Here is a 14,935-nt window from a genome sequence, read left to right as displayed (position 1 = left end):
GAGTGGTCTGGTGGGGGCCGTGGCGCTGTTCCTCGCCATCGTGTACACCGGCGCGTCGATCGACGATCGGCGACATCGGTGAGGCGATCCTGTCCGGCTCGGAAGTGACGCGGGACCCGAGTGTGACAAACGGCTGGTATCCCAAAGCCCGTACACTCGGGTCCTGCCCTGTTCCCCTGACGAAGGCCAGACCGTGACCCGACCCCTCCGCCTGACCATCGCCCTCGCCACGGCCCTCGTCGCCGCGACCGCCCTCGCCGGCTGCTCGTCCGGCGGCGGTGACAACGCTGCCGGCACCGTCACCGACGGCAAGCTCACGATCGCCACCGGCCAGCCCGCGTACTCGCCCTGGGTCGAGGACGACGAGCCGCAGTCCGGCAAGGGCTTCGAGGCCGCCCTGGCGTACGCCGTCGCGAAGGAGATGGGCTACAGCAAGGGCGACGTGGTCTGGAAGCGCAGCACCTTCGACAGCGCCATCGCGCCGGGTGCGAAGGACTGGGACCTCAACCTGCAGCAGTTCTCGATCGACGCAAAGCGCAAGAAGGCCGTCGACATGTCCTCCGCGTACTACACGACCACGCAGGCGGTCGTGACGAAGAAGTCGTCCGCCGCCGCCGGGGACACCACCGTCGCCGCCCTGAAGAAGGACACCATCGGCGTGGCCGCCGGGTCGACGAGCATCCAGAGCGTCAAGGACGTCCTCGGCGTGACGCCGCAGGTCTTCAACTCCAACGACGACGCCGTCCTGGCGCTCAAGTCCGGTCAGATCGACGCCATCGTCACCGACCTGCCGACGGCCTTCTACATCTCGGCCTCGCAGGTCGACGGTGGCACCGTGTCGGCGCAGTTCCCCGCCGACGGCGAGGGCGACCAGTTCGGCATCGTGCTGCCGAAGGGCTCGAAGCTCACCAGCAAGGTCGACGAGGCGCTCGACTCGCTCGACGACGCCGGCACGCTGCAGGACCTGCAGACCAAGTGGCTGTCCTCCGAGACGAACACCCCGGTCCTGAAGTGACGCGGGCATGACGTCCCCCGCGGGCGCCGGCACGCCGCTGGTCTCGCCGGCGCCGAGCCAGGTCGAGCGCGAACGGCAGCTCTACCGTCGGCAGCGTGGTCGCCGATCGGTCACCGTCTCCGTCGTCTCGACGCTGGTCGTCGTCGCGCTGGTCTGGTTCGGCGTCGTCAACACCCCCGGGTGGGCGGCGGTGCAGCAGTCCTTCTTCGACCCGCAGGTGGCGTGGGAGACCCTGCCGGACGTCCTGCTCGGGCTCTGGCTGAACGTCCGGATCCTGTTCTTCGCGAGCATCGGCGTCGCCGTCCTCGGCACCCTGCTCGCGGTCGTCCGTGGTCTGCGGAACCCGGTGTTCTTCCCGCTGCGGATGCTCGCCACCGGCTACACGGACCTGTTCCGCGGACTGCCGCTCATCATCGTGCTCTACCTGGTCGGCTTCGGCCTGCCCGGGCTCGGGGTCTTCCCGCGCCTGGCGCCGGAGTTCTGGGGCACGATCGCGATCGTGCTGACCTACTCGTCGTACGTCGCCGAGGTGCTCCGTGCCGGCATGGAGGCGGTGCACCCGTCCCAGCGCCTGGCCGCCCGGTCGCTCGGCCTGTCCCACGCCCAGACGCTGCGGTTGGTCGTGCTGCCGCAGGCGATCCGCAAGGTCACGCCCGCGCTGATGAACGACTTCGTATCGATGCAGAAGGACGTCGGGCTCGTCTCGATCCTCGGTGCCGTGGACGCGGTCCGCAGCGCGCAGATCGCCCAGGCGGAGCAGACGAACTTCACGCCCTACCTGGTCGCCGGCCTGCTCTTCGTCCTCATCAGCCTGCCGCTCATCCGGGTCACCGACGCGATCGCCCGGAAGCAGCAGCAGCGCGAACAGATCGGAGGCGCGGTGTGACCGACGAGACCGCTCCCGTCCTCGAACTGCGGGGCCTCCGCAAGTCCTTCGGCGACCAGGAGGTCCTGCGCGGCATCGACCTGGCCGTGCACCGCCACGAGGTCATCTGCGTCATCGGGGCATCAGGCTCGGGCAAGTCGACGCTGCTGAAGACCGTGAACCTGCTTGAGGGGATCGACGACGGCCAGGTGCTGCTGCAGGGCGAGGACGTCTCCGACCCCCGCGTCGACGTGGACGCCACACGTGCCCGGATCGGCGTCGTCTTCCAGCAGTTCAACCTGTTCCCGCACATGAGCGTCCTCGACAACGTGACCCTGGCCTCGCGGAAGGTGCACCGGGCCTCCCGTCCGGAGGCCGAGGCGAACGCGCGCCGCCTGCTCGACCGGATCGGACTCGGTGACTTCGCCGGTGCGTTCCCCGACCGGTTGTCCGGCGGCCAGCAGCAGCGCGTGGCGATCGTCCGCGCCATCGCGTCGGACCCGGAGCTGCTCCTGCTCGACGAGGTCACGAGTGCGCTCGACCCGCAGCTCGTGGGCGAGGTGCTCGACCTCGTCACCGAACTCAAACAGCAGGGCTCGACGATCCTCATGACGACGCACGAGATGCACTTCGCCCGGGACGTCGCCGACCGGATCGTGTTCCTGCACCGTGGCGAGGTCGTCGAGCAGGGCGCTCCCGCGGCGGTCCTCGACGACCCGCAGCACCCGGCGCTCCGCACGTTCCTGGCGCGGGTCCGGGCGTAGCGGGGCAACCTCGCCGACCTCCCCGGAACCGCCGCCGCCCCGCTACAGCGCGAGCAGCAGCTTGCCGATGACGTCGCCGGACGCCAGCCGGCGGTGCGCCTCCGCCGCGTCGGCGATCGGCAGCACCGCGTCGACGACCGGTCGCACCCGACCGTCCGCCACGAACGGCCACACGTCCCGACGGACGGCGGCGACGATCGCCGCCTTCTCGGCAGCGGGACGTGCCCGGAGCGTCGTGCCGCTGACGGTCGCGCGCTTCCGCATCAGCTGCCCGATCGGCAGCGTCGCGTCTGCTCCGGCACCCGCGGCGATGATCGCCAGGTGGCCGTTCGGCGCGAGGACCTCGAGGTTCCGGTGCAGGTAGGACGGGCCGACGACATCGAGGACGACGTCCACGCCGACACCGTCCGTGAAGGCCAGCGCCCGTTCGACGAAGTCCTCCTCCCGGTGGTCGATCACCAGGTCCGCGCCGAGCTCCCGGGAGGCCCGGACCTTCCGCTCACCGCCGGAGGTCGCGATCACGCGGGCGCCGAGGGCCTTCGCCCAGAGCACCGCGTGCGAGCCCATGCCGCCGGTCCCGCCGTGCACCAGCAGGGTCTGGCCGGGTCGGAGTCCGGCGAGCATCCCGATGTTCGAGTACACGGTGCACGCGGCCTCCGGGAGCGCGGCGGCCGACACCAGGTCCAGGTCGTCCGGCACCGGCAGCAGCTGTGCCTCCGGGACGACGGCGAGCGAGGCGTACCCACCACCGCTGAGGAGTGCGCAGACCCGGTCGCCGACCGCCCAGTCGGTGACGCCCACGCCGAGGGCGCGGACGGTGCCGGACACCTCGAGCCCGAGCACGTCCGACGCTCCGGGCGGCGGCGGGTAGTTCCCCTGTCGCTGCTGCAGGTCGGCGTTGTTGACGCCGGCGGCGGCGACCTCGACGAGGACCTCGCCGTCACCGGGGACCGGGTCGGGCAGTTCGCCGAGGGTCAGGACGTCGACGTCGCCGGGCTGGGTGATGGTGATCGCACGCATCCCTCGACCGTACGCGCCCGCCCGTCCGGCTCCCGTCGCGCGACCGGCCGCCCGGAGGGAGCCGTCGGTACTGTCGGTCGCGAACGTGTCCGATCAGGGACACGTCGCGAACCCAGGGGGACCCCATGTCCACGAAGCACCTCACCGTCCTCGCGACCGCCGCACTCGCCGCGGTCCTGCTCACCGGCTGTTCCGGTGGCGGCAGCACGACGGGGACGGGTTCGGCGTCGCAGGGGGCGACGAGCGGTGCGAACTCGGGCGGGTCGTCGAGCGCCCCGACGAAGGCCGCCGATGCCTCGGGTGGTCAGTCGAAGGCGGACGCGTGCCAGGCCTTCGAGAGCAAGGTCCGGTCCGCCGCCGAGGGGCTGCAGTCCCAGGCCGCGAAGCTGCAGTCCGACCCGGCGGCCGCGGTCGCGAAGCTCAAGGAGCTCGACTCGAGCATCGACGACGGTGTCGACGCGGTGACGAACACCGAGGTGAAGGGCAAGGCCGAGGCGTTCCAGAGCGCCTACGGCGACATGGTCACCCGCCTCGAGGCGATCACGAAGGACCCGAAGTCCGCCGACCTGTCGGCGTTCCAGGACTCCGCGACCGCGGTCCAGACCGCCGGTACCGACTTCGACTCGACCTGCGCGTCCTGAGTCGCGACGCACGTCGGTGACGCACCACGGGCCTCCAGGCCGAGCAGCCTGGAGGCCCGTGGTGCGTCCCGTGGACCGGCCGACTACGCCGCCTGGTCCGGTCGCGACGCGTCGAGACGGGCGACGTCCTCCGGCCGCAGCTTGACGGTGGCCGCCGTGACGGAGTCGAGGATCGACTGCGGACGCGACGCTCCCGGGATCGGGACGACGACGTCGCTCTTCGCGAGCTCCCACGCCAGGGCGATCACCTGCGGGGTGACGTCGCGCTCGCGGGCGAGGACGGCGAACTCCTCCGCCGTCGTGCCGAGGTCCGCCGCGCCGCCGATGCCGCCGAGGGGGCTCCACGGCAGGAACGCGATGCCGAGCTCGTCGCAGAGCTCGAGTTCCGGCTCGCTCGAGCGGAACACGGGGGAGAGCCGGTTCTGGACCGAGGCGAGTCGACCGCCGAGGACCTCGTTCGCCTCCCGGATCTGGTCGACGGTGGCGTTCGAGATGCCCGCCATGCGGATGACGCCCTCGTCGAGCAACTCGGCGAGCGCCCCGACCGAGTCCGCGTACGGCACGGCGGGGTCCGGGCGGTGGAACTGGTAGAGGCCGATCGCGTCGACGCCGAGGCGCTTCGCGGAGGCCTTCGCCGCCTCCTTGAGGTACGCCGGGTCGCCGTTCTGGGCCCAGGCACCTGCCTCGGGGCGGAGGTGCCCGCCCTTGGTCGCGATGAGGACCGCGGAGGTGTCGCCCGAGTACTCCCGGACGGCCTTCGCGATGAGCTCCTCGTTGTGCCCGACCTCGTCGTGGGCGGCCAGGTGGTAGGCGTCCGCGGTGTCGATGAGGGTGACGCCGGCCTCGAGTGCGGCGTGGATGGTGGCGATGGAGCGCCGTTCGTCCGGCCGCCCCTCGATGGACATCGGCATGCCGCCGAGTCCGATGGCGCTGACGGACGTGTCTCCGATGACTCGTTGCTTCATCCGCCCAGCATGCGCCTGCGGGCGGATCCGGCGTCCAGCGGGCTCACCGCTCGAGGTCAGGAGGTCCGCAGTTCAGCCGTCCCGACGCCCCCGTCGCGGCCGGAGTCCTGCTGGTCGAGGGCCTGTGCGAACAGCACCGTGCCCCAGGTGACGACGGCGACGGTGAGGACGAACCCGATGCCGGCGATCCACCAGGACGTGCGGCGACGGATCCAGGCCCGGACCGCGAACACCAGGGTGACCACGCCGACGACGAAGGCCCCGCCGACGGCCAGGACGGCACCGCCGATGAACCCGCCGGGCGCGCAGGAGACCCCGGACGAGCCGCAGGACGTCGCCGCGGACGCAACCGCGATGACGCCGGCGACGGCCGCGACCACGGTGAGGACCGCACCGGCGGCCAGCAGGAGGACGGTCGACACGCGGTCGGCGATCCTGCCCGGCGGGAACAGCGACGTGGCACCCTGCTCCCACGCCACACGCTCTGCCTCAGAGTGCCGCTGCGGTCCGGTTCCGGGGACGTTCGACCAGGTCATGTGTCCGTCCTACCGGGGCTCCACCCCGAACGCCTGGGCGAGGCGCTGGATCTTCTGCGCGCGACCCAGGCGCGGCAGGTCGGATCCGTCACGGATGACCCGCCCACGGGCCTCGAAGTCGTCGAGGAAGTCCTGCGCCCACGCGACGTCGGTCGGCGTCGGTGAGATGACCTCGTTGATGACGGGCAGCTGCTCGGTGTCCAGGCAGAGCTTGCCGGTCAGGCCGAGCGACACCGCGACCTGCGACTGCTCGCGGAGGATCGGGTGCGAGGAACCGACCGTCGGGCCGTCGATCGGACCGGGCAGTTCACCGACGCGGGAGGCCACGACCAGACGCGAGCGGGGGTACGCCATCGCCAGGGTGTCCGCGCTCGTGCCGGTGTCGCGGCGGTAGTCGCCGCTGCCGAACGCCAGGCGGAACGCACCCTGCGCCTTGGCGATGCTCGTCGCCTCCTCGATCCCGACGGCGGACTCGACCAGGGCGATCACCGGCGTGTGGCCGCCGAGGCGGTGCCAGGTGTCGGTGACCTGGGCAGGGCTCTCGGTCTTCGCGAGCATCACACCCTGCAGGCCCGGCAGGCCGCGGAGCGCCTCGAGGTCGTCCTCCCAGAAGTCGGTCGTGACGTCGTTCACGCGCACCCAGGCCTCGCCGGAGCCCGCCAGCCACGCGGCGACCGTGGCGCGGGCAGCCGGTTTCGCCGCAGGGTCGACGGCATCCTCGATGTCCAGGATCACCTGGTCGGCGCGGGAGCGGGTGGCACCGTCGAACCGGTCCTCGGCGGTGCCGGCGACGAGCAGCCACGAGCGCGAGATCTCGGCGGGGACCGATCGACGCCGGGAGACGGCAGGGGTGGACGGAGCGGGTCGGTCGTCGGTGGCCATGCACCGTTGGTACCACACGCTGGCGTCCGGGCTCGGTGCGGCTGACGGTGCGACCGGGCGAAAACCCGGAACCGCGGGCTCATTGCCGGAGTGCCACTGCGCTTCCGCCTACAGTGGGCGTGTGTGGCGAGTGGACAGGACGACCGGCGATGAGGACGACGTGACGAACGACGACGCCTCGGTCGACGGCGGAGCGGCGGAGGGCACGGACCTGCCCGACGAGCGGTCCGCACTGCGCCCCGAACTCCAGGTCACCAGCCCGCACGCGATCAGCCTCGGTGACCCGCGCCTGACCGCGGGCAACGCTGCCGAGCCCGCGTGGGACGCCTGGCGCGAGCAGCTCGCCGGGGTCGGTGGCACCAGCCCGCTCGTGCACTTCGCCGACCACCCGCGCGGGCGCATCGAGCTCTCGACGACCCATCCCGGCGGTCTGGCGCAGTTCATCACCGGCAAGACGACCCTGTTGTCGAGCCTGATCCGCGACGAGGTGGCACTCCGAGCCGCTCGCGTCGCCGCCGGGCACGTCGAGGCGAAGGGCACCGAACTCGCCACGGTCCGGGGGATCGACGCGGTGAAGCTCGGCATCGGCATCGCCGACTGGCAGCACGGCGACGAGCACTTCCGGGGACCCGTGTTGCTCCGCCCGCTGGCGATCCGCCGCCACGGCCGGGACTTCGAGGTCCGCCTGCTCGGTGAACCCGTGCTGAACCCCGGGCTGTCCGACGCGCTCCGCGAGCAGTTCGGTGTGACCCTCGACGCACAGTCCTTCGTCGCCCTCGCGCAGCAGGACGGCTCGTTCACCCCGAACCCGGTGATCGACCGCCTCCGCGGCCTCACCGCACACATCCCCGGTTTCACCGTGCACGCCCGGCTCGTCGTGTCGACGTTCGCCGAGGTCGCCACCGGACTCGTCGAGGACACCGACGACCTCGCTCACCCCGTGCTCGACGCCCTCGCCGGCAACCCCAGCGCCAAGTGGCAGGTCGAGCAGTCGTACCACCCGGTCGAGCAGACGCCGTCGGACGAGCGCTCACCGGAGACCGACACCCTGCTGCTCGACGCGGACGACGAGCAGGAGAACGTGATCGCACAGATCACGGCCGGCAACTCCATCGTCGTGAAGACGCTGCCCGGGACCGGTGGCACGCAGACGATCGTGAACGCCCTCGGTGGCCTGGTCGCCGCGAACAAGCGCGTGCTGGTGGTCAGCCCCCGTCGCGCCACGCTCCGCGGCATCGCCGCCCGCTTCGGCGAGGTGCACCTGCCGGGCGTCGCCGTCACGCCGGGCACCCTGCGCCGTGACGTCGTCCGGGCCATCGCCCGCAACGAAAAGTCGAGCCGTCCGAACCTCCGCGAGGTCGACGACGCCCTGGTCCGGCTCCGCAAGGTCCTCACCGACTACCGCGGCGCCCTCACCCGCACCGACCCGGACTTCGGCGTCAGCGTGCTCGACTGCCTGGTCGAGCTGTCGCGGCTGTCCCTGCTGCCCGTCGCCCCCTCCACCACGGCCCGGCTCTCGAAGCAGTCCGTCGTGTCGATGGTGTCCGGCCGTGCCCGCGTCGCCGAGACCATGGTGAGCGCCGCCAACCTGGGCGAGTTCCGCTACGGGCCGGACGACTCGCCCTGGTACGGCGCGAAGTTCAGCTCGAGCGACGGTGCCCAGCGCGCCCACGCGACGGCGCGGGAGCTCGACGGCGGATCACTGCCGGCCCTCCTGCAGCGTGCGCACGACCTGGTCGCCTCGACGCACATGCGGCAGTTCACGACGATCAACGAGCTCGGCATCTACCTGCGCCTGCTCACCGAGATCCGCGACACCCTCGACCGCTTCCTGCCGATCGTCTTCGACCGGTCGGTGTCCGAGCTCGTCGCCGCCACCGCACCCCGGGGCGAGGGCGCGCCGATGTCCAGCACCAACCGACGCCGCCTGAAGAAGCTCGCGCGGGAGTACGTCCGTCCGGGTGTGCACGTGTCCGACCTGCACGAGGCGCTCACCCGCGTCCAGCAGCAGCGCGTCCTCTGGCAGCGCTACGTCGCCGCCGGTGTCAACCCCGAGGTCCCCACCGGCATCGCGGACGTCCAGGTGCTGTTCTCGAACGTGGTGGAGGACCTCGCGCGCCTCGACGAGCCGCTCGGCCGCGCCAGCCGTGACCAGCAGCTCGCGAACCTGCCGATCGAGCGGCTCGTGCCGACGATCGCCGAGCTGGCCGCCGAGTCCGACGTCCTGCACAACCTGCAGGAGCGCACCGAGCTCATGCAGACGCTCCGCGACCTGCAGCTCGAGCCGCTCCTCACCGACCTGGCGAACCGGCACGTCCCCGACGTGCAGGTGCCCGCCGAGCTCGAGCTCGCCTGGTGGCAGTCCGCGCTCGAGACCATGCTCGAGTCCGACCGTGCGCTCCTCGGCGCGAACACCGACATGCTCGACCGGGTCGAGGCCGACTTCCGACTCGTCGACGACGCGCATGCGGCCGGGGTCTCCCAGGGCCTGGCGTGGCAGCTCGCCGAGAACTGGAAGGTCGGGCTCGTCGACTGGCCGGAGGAGTCCGCGGCGCTGAAGAGCCAGCTCCGGGACGGCGCGATCACCTCCCGTCTGCTCCACGATTCGGCACCGCACCTGTCCCGCGCCATCGCCCCGGTCTGGCTGGCCTCGCCGTACGAGGTCGCCCAGATCGCGGACACCATGCCGTTCGACACGGTGATCCTCGTCGACGCCGGCGCCGTCACCATCGCCGAGACCGTCGGCGCCGTCCGCCGGGCCCGCCAGACGGTCGTGTTCGGCGACCCGGTCACCCAGACGCCGTCGCCGTTCCGCATCGCCGTCGACCCGGAGCACCGCGCCCTGCAGGTCGACGAGGAGACCCTCGACGCCCTGCACGCCGACTCCGCCCTGGCGAAGCTGTCCACGCTGCTGCCGACCCTGTCGCTCACCCGCTCGTACCGGGCCGGCGGCGAGGACCTGGCCGAACTGGTGAACCGTCGTTTCTACGGCGGCCGGATCGAGTCGCTGCCGTGGGCCGGGTCGTTCCTCGGTCACGGGTCGATCGCGCTCGACTACGTCAGCGAGGGCAAGGCCGTGCCGGACCCCGAGTCCGGCGCCGTCGAGAGCGTCGACGCCGAGGTGGACCGTGTCGTCCGCCACGTCATCGAACACGCCCGTACCCGACCGACCGAGTCGCTCATGGTCATCACGGCCTCGGCGAAGCACGCGGTCCGGGTCGAGCAGGCCGTCCTCGCCGCAGCACAGGGTCACAAGGACCTCACCGAGTTCGTCATCGGTGACCGTCCCGAGCCGTTCATCGTCGCCACGCTCGAGCAGTCCGTGGCGCAGAGTCGCGACCGCGTCGTGTTCTCGATCGGCTACGGGCGCACCCCGCACGGCCGCGTCCTCCGCGACTTCGGTCCGCTCGGCAAGCCCGGCGGGGAGCGCCTGCTCGCCGTCGCGATGACCCGCGCCCGTCGCTCGATGGTCATCGTCACCTGCTTCCAGCCGTCCGACATCGAAGCGGAGCGGATGGGCCACGGCACCGTCGCCCTCGCCGAGATCCTGGCCGAGGTCCGCGCCCGCACCACCGCCGAGTACGTGCCGGACGACTCCGACCCGCTGCTCGTCGACCTGGCCCGTCGGCTCGAGATGCGCGGCATCCCGGTCGCGCTCGGGCACCGCGGCAAGCTCGGCCTGGTCGCCGCGCACGGCGGCGTCTGCGTGACGATCGAGACGGACGCGTCCCTGGTGAAGGGGTCGCTCCGCGAGTCGCTGCGCCTCCGCCCCGAGGTGCTCCGCCGACTCGGATGGCACTACGTCCGCGTGCACGCGTTCCAGCTGTTCTCCGACCCGGACCGGGTCGCGAACACGGTCGCGCAGGTGCTCGGCGTCGACCGCGGCGCCACGCAGGAGATCTCGATCCCCCCGGTGCCCGCACGCCGATGACCGATCGGCGATCGCGGCCCGCACGTCGGGCCGCCCGGCCCGCTGGTCCGGTCACGCCGACCACGGAACAGCTGACCGGCGCGTGGACGCCCGAGGCGACCAGCCCGCGGACGGGAGGCACGCAGCCGACCGCAGCCGAGCCTCCCGTCCCGCAGGTGGCGGCCGACACCGCATCGGCACCGTCCCGTGGTCTCGTCCGGTCCGGCCGTCGCGTCACCACGACGCCCGTCCCGGGCAGTGATCCGACGCCGTCACCCGAGCCCCCGCGGCACGGGACGGGGGAGAACGACGACCGTCTCCTCCGCGACCGACCGCCGCACTGGGGCTGACCGGTACGCTGAGGGTCAGCGAACCCCGAACGGAAGCGTGTGATGACGGAGCCCTCCCGGCGGACCCGGCCCGACTGGCAGACGTGGCCGAACCTCATCACGATGGTGCGGTTCGTCCTCATCCCGGTCTACGTGGCGCTCGTCGTCGCCGGCCACCCCGGATGGGCGCTGACCTCGCTCGTCGTCCTCGGCGTCAGCGACTGGGCGGACGGGTTCCTGGCACGCCGGCTGCACCAGGAGTCGGCGCTCGGCAAGGCCCTCGACCCGATCGCCGACCGGCTGGCGATCGTCGCGATCGTGCTCTCGCTCGTGCTCGTCGGGCTGCTGCCGTGGATCGTCGTCGCGATCGTGGTGGCCGTCGACCTGGCGCTCCTCGCCCTGTCGAGCGCGTGGTTCCGCGGCAACCCGGACCTGCGCGTGACGTGGACCGGCAAGATCCGGTCGGCACTGTTGTTCGTCGGGTTGCCGGTGCTGCTGTTCTCGTCGACCTCGGTCGCGGTGGACCACCTCTGGATCCGGAACGTGGCGCTCGTGTTCGTCTGGCTCGGGACGATCGGCCACGTCCTGGCGGGGCTGCAGTACGCGGCCGAGATGTCCCGGAAGCACCGGACCCAGCGCGCTCCGGCGTAGGCGCGTCCCGGCCGCCCGGCGCGCCCGGCGGCGGGGGCGGCTGAGCCCTACAGCTTCGTCGAGCCGGCGATCCCGGGACCCGCGGGCGCGGTCGACGGTGCGACGTGGGCGCCGCCGCCGGCCGGGACCGCTGCATCGTCGCCACCCTGACGGCGGAGCAGGTCGCGGATCTCGAGCAGCACCTCGACGTCGGTCGGCGGGACGTCCTGCGGCGTCTGCTCCTCGTTGTTCTTCACCCGGTCGAAGGCCACCTTCTTGAGGTGGTTCACCGGGACCACGAGTGCGAAGTACACGACGGCGGCGACGATGACGAAGTTCAGGACCGCACCGATGATCGCGCCGAACAGGATCGGTGCGCTGCCGCCGGAGACGGTCGGGATCTCCCAGACCAACGCCTTGTCGAGGCTCGACGCGTTGAACACGGCACCGATGAGCGGGTTGATGAGCGAGTTCACGATCGTCGTGACGATGGCGGTGAACGCAGCACCGATGACGACCGCGACCGCGAGGTCGATGACGTTGCCGCGGAGCAGGAACTCCCTGAAGCCCTTCACGTGAGCCCCCTTCTGTCGTGGACGGCCACCGTGCAGCGGCCCGCTCCAACCTATCCAGGAGGCGCGGAGGTGGTCAGGATCCCGAGGCCGACGATCCCGAGCTCGAGGCGCTCGGCGTGCTCGGCTTGCTCGCGGACGACCCGGAGCCCGACGACCCGGACGCAGAGGACCCGGAGCCCGACGACCCGGAGCCGGACGACCCTGAGCCGGACGACCCTGAGCCGGACGAGCTCGATCCGGACCCGCCCTCGCCCTTCGGCGCCGGCCGCGAGTCCGTCCGGTAGAAGCCGCCCCCGTTGAAGGTCACGCCGACCGGCGAGAAGACCTTGCGCAGGACCCCGCCGCAGACCGGGCACTCGGTCAGGGTGTCGTCGGAGAAGGACTGCTTGATGTCGAACGCGTTGCCGCACTCGGTGCAGCGGTACGAGTAGGTGGGCACGTCAGCTCCGGAACGTGATGATGCGTGACGGCGTGATGATGCCGTCCACGGGTTCGTCGTGGGCTTCGCGCGGGACCTCGTCGAGGTACTCCGCATCGAACACCACAGCATAGACGGGCGGGCGCTTCGCCATGGACCCGAGGGTCTTGTCGTAGTAGCCGCGACCCCATCCCATGCGGACCCCGTCGTGGCCGACCGCCGCCGCGGGGGTGAGGATCGCGTCGACGTCGTTGATCGCCAGGGGGGAGAGCACCTCGCCGACGACCTCGGGCATGCCGAACAGCCCTTCGCGCTCGGAGGAGCCGTCGCCGACCGCCCAGTCGAGCAGCCCGTCCTCGCGGGTGACCGGGAGCAGCACGCGGAGGCCCCGGTCGAACGCCCAGTTGAGGAAGGGGCGCACGTCGGGTTCGTCGGGCGCCGAGAGGTACACGGCGACCGAGGTGATCTGGCGCTCCTCGACGAACCGCTGCAACGTCGCCGTCAGGGACAGCGCGTCGGCGTCGCGTTCGGTCGAGGTCCGGCTGCGCCGCCGCTGCCGGAGGTCGGCTCGCAGGGCACGCTTCTCGTTCCCGAGATCGGCGGTCATGGCGACGAGTGTAGCGATCGCGGGCGATGCGGCTTCCCGCCGATCTCGCTGTCCCCCTATCCGTTGACATGCCCTGGAAATGGGGATCGGATACGGTCGCTGCATGGGCTTCCAGATTTCGAAGGCCGTGATCCCCGCCGCAGGGCTGGGCACGCGCTTCCTCCCCGCGACCAAGGCGATGCCGAAGGAGATGCTCCCCGTCGTCGACAAGCCGGCCATCCAGTACGTCGTGGAAGAGGCCGTCGATGCGGGTCTCACCGACGTCCTGATGATCACCGGGCGCAACAAGAACGCGCTCGAGAACCACTTCGACCACGTGTCGGAGCTCGAGGAGACCCTCCGCAAGAAGGGCGACCACGAGAAGCTGCAGAAGGTCAACCAGTCGACCGACCTCGCGGACATGCACTACGTCCGCCAGGGCGACCCGCTCGGCCTCGGCCACGCGGTGCTCCGCGCGAAGATGCACGTCGGCCGCGAACCGTTCGCCGTGCTCCTCGGCGACGACATCATCGACGCCCGTGACCCGCTCCTCAAGCGCATGATCGAGGTCCAGGGCGAGAAGAACGCGACGATCGTGGCGCTCCTCGAGGTCCCGGAGTCGCAGACCCACCTCTACGGCATCGCGACCGTCGAGGAGACCGACACCGACGACGTCGTGAAGATCACCGGCCTGGTCGAGAAGCCGGCGCAGGGTGAAGCCCCCTCGAACCTGGCCATCATCGGCCGCTACGTGATCCGCCCCGAGGTCTTCGACGTCCTCGAGAAGCAGGAGCCGGGCAAGGGCGGCGAGATCCAGCTCACGGACGCGCTCATGAAGATGGCGAGCGCCGAGGAATGGACAGGTGGCGTGTACGGTGTCGTGTTCCGTGGACGCCGCTACGACACCGGTGACAAACTCGACTACATCAAGGCGATCGTGCAGCTCGCCTCGGACCGTGAGGACCTCGGGCCGGACCTCAAGTCCTGGCTCAAGGAGTTCAACGCGGGCGAATGAGTCGACCCATCCCGTACGGGGCCGGTGCACCCGGACCCGTACGGGACACCCGTCCCGACCAGATCGGGACCCCGGAGGAACCAGAAGCGATGACGACGATCCCGACCCTCACCCACGGGCGGGTCACCATCCGCCCCCTCCGGGTCCGTGACTCCCGCGACCTCGACCTCGCGCTCGCCGGCAACCGCTCCTGGCTCCGCACCTGGGAGGCTACGAACCCCTCCGGCATGGCGTCCTCCGACGTCCGGGGGAGCATCCGGGCACTGCAGGCGAACGCCCGGGCCGGGTTGGGCCTCCCGTTCGCCATGGAGTTGGACGGTCGCTTCGTCGGCCAGCTCAACGTGTCCGGGATCACGTACGGCTCGCTCGCGAGCGCGTCGATCGGGTACTGGGTCGTGCAGGACGCGGCCGGTCACAACGTGACCCCGACCGCGGTCGCCCTCGCGACCGACCACTGCTTCCGCGTCGTCGGCATCCACCGTCTCGAGATCTGCATCCGGCCGGAGAACGCCCCGAGCCTCCGGGTCGTCGAGAAGCTCGGCTTCCGTTACGAGGGCCTGCGCCGCCGGTACATCCACATCAACGGCGACTGGCGTGACCACTTCTGTTTCGGGCTGGTCGCCGAAGAGGTCCGCGACGGCGTCCTGGACCGCTGGGTCCGTGGGCAGGTCCCGCTCGGCGCGGGCCGTGTGCCGGACGAGGCCTGGGACGAAGCGGCCGTGCCGCTGCCCGTCTCCCCGCGCGGCTGACCGGGCCTGCGGCCGACGGTCCGCGTCGCGCCGAT

Annotated in this window: 15 protein-coding genes; 8 read left to right on the top strand and 7 right to left on the bottom strand. The window is 71.4% G+C overall.

The genetic code is table 11. The annotated features are described in order from the left end of the window. Positions 1-193 precede the first annotated feature (193 nt). Genes DEJ24_RS07455 through DEJ24_RS07445 form a run of 3 tightly spaced genes read left to right on the top strand, consistent with a single transcriptional unit; the run spans position 194 to position 2,644 of the window. On the top strand, positions 194-1,015 hold the full coding sequence (locus tag DEJ24_RS07455; protein ID WP_111078007.1) for an ABC transporter substrate-binding protein: 822 nt from the start codon (positions 194-196) through the stop codon (positions 1,013-1,015). 7 nt (positions 1,016-1,022) lie between these two features. After that, a complete protein-coding gene (locus DEJ24_RS07450) occupies positions 1,023-1,901 on the top strand; it encodes an amino acid ABC transporter permease (protein WP_111078005.1) in 879 nt (292 codons plus the stop codon). Then, positions 1,898-2,644 carry an amino acid ABC transporter ATP-binding protein gene (locus DEJ24_RS07445; RefSeq protein WP_111078003.1) on the top strand — a complete coding sequence of 249 codons (747 nt, stop codon included), beginning with the start codon at positions 1,898-1,900 and terminating at the stop codon, positions 2,642-2,644. The genes DEJ24_RS07450 and DEJ24_RS07445 overlap by 4 nt, the downstream gene beginning before the upstream one ends. 42 nt (positions 2,645-2,686) lie before the next feature. Here DEJ24_RS07445 and DEJ24_RS07440 read toward each other — a convergent pair whose 3' ends face one another. Continuing rightward, entirely contained in the window at positions 2,687-3,664 is a 978-nt protein-coding gene (locus DEJ24_RS07440; protein WP_111078001.1) for an NAD(P)H-quinone oxidoreductase, read from the bottom strand. A 125-nt stretch (positions 3,665-3,789) separates the two neighbouring features. Between DEJ24_RS07440 and DEJ24_RS07435 the strand changes: the two genes are divergently transcribed. Next, on the top strand, positions 3,790-4,305 hold the full coding sequence (locus tag DEJ24_RS07435; RefSeq protein ID WP_111077999.1) for a hypothetical protein: 516 nt from the start codon (positions 3,790-3,792) through the stop codon (positions 4,303-4,305). Positions 4,306-4,388: 83 nt separating this feature from the next. Here the strand turns inward: DEJ24_RS07435 and DEJ24_RS07430 are convergent, their stop codons facing one another. The 3 genes from DEJ24_RS07430 to DEJ24_RS07420 are packed head-to-tail and all read right to left on the bottom strand — an operon-like array spanning position 4,389 to position 6,688. Continuing rightward, complete coding sequence (locus DEJ24_RS07430) at positions 4,389-5,270, bottom strand: aldo/keto reductase (protein WP_111077997.1); 882 nt, start codon at positions 5,268-5,270, stop codon at positions 4,389-4,391. 56 nt (positions 5,271-5,326) lie between these two features. Then, a complete protein-coding gene (locus DEJ24_RS07425; RefSeq protein ID WP_111077995.1) occupies positions 5,327-5,806 on the bottom strand; it encodes a DUF6264 family protein in 480 nt (159 codons plus the stop codon). A gap of 9 nt (positions 5,807-5,815) precedes the next feature. Then, a complete protein-coding gene (locus tag DEJ24_RS07420) occupies positions 5,816-6,688 on the bottom strand; it encodes a CoA ester lyase (RefSeq protein WP_111077993.1) in 873 nt (290 codons plus the stop codon). A gap of 160 nt (positions 6,689-6,848) precedes the next feature. Here DEJ24_RS07420 and DEJ24_RS07415 point away from each other — a divergent pair, with 160 nt between their 5' ends. Next, complete coding sequence (locus DEJ24_RS07415; RefSeq protein WP_111077991.1) at positions 6,849-10,619, top strand: ATP-binding protein; 3,771 nt, start codon at positions 6,849-6,851, stop codon at positions 10,617-10,619. Between the two features lie 371 nt (positions 10,620-10,990). Then, the gene (locus DEJ24_RS07405; RefSeq protein WP_111077987.1) at positions 10,991-11,578 is read left to right on the top strand and encodes a CDP-alcohol phosphatidyltransferase family protein; all 588 of its coding nucleotides are present in this window, start codon (positions 10,991-10,993) and stop codon (positions 11,576-11,578) included. Positions 11,579-11,625: 47 nt separating this feature from the next. Here DEJ24_RS07405 and mscL read toward each other — a convergent pair whose 3' ends face one another. The 3 genes from mscL to DEJ24_RS07390 all read right to left on the bottom strand — a co-directional run bounded on the left by mscL (position 11,626) and on the right by DEJ24_RS07390 (position 13,157). Next, the gene (gene mscL / locus DEJ24_RS07400) at positions 11,626-12,132 is read right to left on the bottom strand and encodes a large conductance mechanosensitive channel protein MscL (protein ID WP_111077986.1); all 507 of its coding nucleotides are present in this window, start codon (positions 12,130-12,132) and stop codon (positions 11,626-11,628) included. A gap of 73 nt (positions 12,133-12,205) precedes the next feature. Then, complete coding sequence (locus DEJ24_RS07395; RefSeq protein ID WP_111077984.1) at positions 12,206-12,571, bottom strand: FmdB family zinc ribbon protein; 366 nt, start codon at positions 12,569-12,571, stop codon at positions 12,206-12,208. 1 nt (position 12,572) lies between these two features. After that, positions 12,573-13,157, bottom strand: a complete 585-nt coding sequence (locus DEJ24_RS07390; protein WP_111077982.1) for a 5-formyltetrahydrofolate cyclo-ligase — start codon at positions 13,155-13,157, stop codon at positions 12,573-12,575. Positions 13,158-13,260: 103 nt separating this feature from the next. On the opposite strand from DEJ24_RS07390, the gene galU reads away from it, so the two are divergent. Both galU and DEJ24_RS07380 read left to right on the top strand, forming a co-directional pair. Further along, positions 13,261-14,151, top strand: coding sequence for a UTP--glucose-1-phosphate uridylyltransferase GalU (galU, locus tag DEJ24_RS07385; protein ID WP_111077980.1), 891 nt, complete (start codon positions 13,261-13,263; stop codon positions 14,149-14,151). Positions 14,152-14,240: 89 nt separating this feature from the next. Then, on the top strand, positions 14,241-14,900 hold the full coding sequence (locus DEJ24_RS07380) for a GNAT family N-acetyltransferase (RefSeq protein ID WP_111078196.1): 660 nt from the start codon (positions 14,241-14,243) through the stop codon (positions 14,898-14,900). Positions 14,901-14,935: the final 35 nt, after the last annotated feature.

It is taken from the genome of Curtobacterium sp. MCPF17_001 (assembly GCF_003234615.1).
Taxonomy (GTDB): domain Bacteria; phylum Actinomycetota; class Actinomycetes; order Actinomycetales; family Microbacteriaceae; genus Curtobacterium.
Note: the sequence above shows the minus strand (reverse complement) of the source record. Positions and strands in the feature narration are given on the sequence as shown.

Bases quoted from the DNA above. Each gene is read 5' to 3' on its own strand.
- DEJ24_RS07450 (WP_111078005.1), top strand. From the start codon at position 1,023: ATGACGTCCCCCGCGGGCGCCGGCACGCCGCTGGTCTCGCCGGCGCCG.
- DEJ24_RS07440 (WP_111078001.1), bottom strand. From the start codon at position 3,664: ATGCGTGCGATCACCATCACCCAGCCCGGCGACGTCGACGTCCTGACC.
- DEJ24_RS07435 (WP_111077999.1), top strand. From the start codon at position 3,790: ATGTCCACGAAGCACCTCACCGTCCTCGCGACCGCCGCACTCGCCGCG.
- DEJ24_RS07430 (WP_111077997.1), bottom strand. From the start codon at position 5,270: ATGAAGCAACGAGTCATCGGAGACACGTCCGTCAGCGCCATCGGACTC.
- DEJ24_RS07425 (WP_111077995.1), bottom strand. From the start codon at position 5,806: ATGACCTGGTCGAACGTCCCCGGAACCGGACCGCAGCGGCACTCTGAG.
- DEJ24_RS07420 (WP_111077993.1), bottom strand. From the start codon at position 6,688: ATGGCCACCGACGACCGACCCGCTCCGTCCACCCCTGCCGTCTCCCGG.
- DEJ24_RS07405 (WP_111077987.1), top strand. From the start codon at position 10,991: ATGACGGAGCCCTCCCGGCGGACCCGGCCCGACTGGCAGACGTGGCCG.
- DEJ24_RS07390 (WP_111077982.1), bottom strand. From the start codon at position 13,157: ATGACCGCCGATCTCGGGAACGAGAAGCGTGCCCTGCGAGCCGACCTC.
- galU (WP_111077980.1), top strand. From the start codon at position 13,261: ATGGGCTTCCAGATTTCGAAGGCCGTGATCCCCGCCGCAGGGCTGGGC.
- DEJ24_RS07380 (WP_111078196.1), top strand. From the start codon at position 14,241: ATGACGACGATCCCGACCCTCACCCACGGGCGGGTCACCATCCGCCCC.